General features: G+C 71.4%; 3 protein-coding genes. All 3 read right to left on the bottom strand.

Annotation, left to right across the window (positions count from 1 at the left end; all coding sequences use genetic code 11):
- The coding region (locus AC04L7_RS18935; protein WP_475513736.1) for a hypothetical protein at positions 1-326 on the bottom strand (326 nt) is incomplete at its 3' end.
- Between the two features lie 28 nt (positions 327-354).
- Positions 355-1,065: a hypothetical protein gene (locus AC04L7_RS18930; protein WP_475513735.1), complete on the bottom strand. Its 711-nt coding sequence runs from the start codon at positions 1,063-1,065 to the stop codon at positions 355-357.
- Positions 1,058-1,286, bottom strand: a 229-nt coding sequence (locus tag AC04L7_RS18925; protein WP_475513734.1) for an RNA polymerase sigma factor, incomplete at its 5' end; no start/stop codon positions are given. The genes AC04L7_RS18925 and AC04L7_RS18930, both read right to left, overlap by 8 nt.

Below are 1,286 nucleotides of genomic sequence, written 5' to 3'. Positions count from 1 at the left end.
CGCATCAGCCGATCGCCCGCCGTTAGGCCGGCCTTGGCCGCGCCGCTGTCCGGCGTCACACCCGTGATGCGCACGCCTGCCGCGTCGTCACCCGAGAGCAGCACGCCGAGGCGCGGCCGACGCACGACGATGTGATCGATGTCGACGGGTGCGCGCATGGCGCCGGCGTCCCGCGAGAGTTCGGCGACGCGTTTCGCGGCGCGCTGCAGGTCCGCGCGGGCGGCGTCCAGTTCCTTCTGTTTCGCCGCATCGCCCTGCTGGGCCAACGCCGGCAGCGGTGCGATCAGTGCAAGGGCCAGCAGCGACCGGGATAGAGGCTTGAGCATGGAAGGTCTCCTTGTTGCGTGTTCTGGATCAGTAGATGGCGCTGTCGGCGGCGGTATCGTTCAACGCGACCTGCCAGCGTTGGGTGGCTTCCACGCCGGTGAGCTGGCGCAGCGTGTCGACGCGCTCTTCCCACAGCGCGGTGCGCGTGGCCTCGGACAGGGCGGGTTGCGAGAGGRCCAGGTCGATGTGGCTGACCTGGTCCTGCAGGTCGGCGCTGACGGTTAGGGCCGCCACATTGCCGGTACTGCTGTCGGGTAGTTGCGCCAGCACGGCTTCGAGTCGCGCGGATTCGGTATAGAGCGCATCGAGACGGGCGGGTTCCGTCGGCGCGCGAGGCACAGGGCGTGCGATGGCTGGGCGCGCCGATGGCGCGTCAGCGATCCGTTGCGTCGTGGAAACACCCACGGGTGCGGCGGCGGGTTCGGCATCGGCGGATCGCGCCGGGATGTCCGGAAGCGCCGGTGCCGTGGCCACGACCCCAGGCGCGCGTTGCGACGGCGGCATCGGGGTCTGTGCATCCCGCCAGTGCATCAACGGGATCACGGCGGCGAAGAAGGCTGTCGCGGCCATCGCGAGGACGGGACGTCGCCAGCGCACCGGACGTGCCGGCACGCGCGCTGGCGGCAGTGCAGCGGCGACGCGCTGCCACGCGCCGTGAGGTGGCGCTTCCAGCGGCAGGGCGCCGAAGGCATCGCCCCAATCGCGCGGCATGGGTTCGCGGGAACGGGAATCAGGCATGGACGGTGTCCTCGATGTTCAACAGCGCCCGCAGCCGGCGCGTGCCGCGGGAGACCTGCGATTTGGAGAAGCTCGGCGTGCGCTGCATGAGCCCGGCGATCTCCTCATGGGTGTAGCCCTCGGCGTGGTAGAGCCACAACACGCTGCGGGTCGCCGCGGGTAGCGCTTCCAGTGCGCGCTGCAGCAGCGCGGCGTCGGCCGCGGCCGCGGGGGGCAGGCCC

The sequence above is a fragment of the Pseudoxanthomonas sp. LjRoot204_2 genome, assembly GCF_056175765.1.
This window is presented reverse-complemented; position numbering and strand designations above follow the sequence as displayed.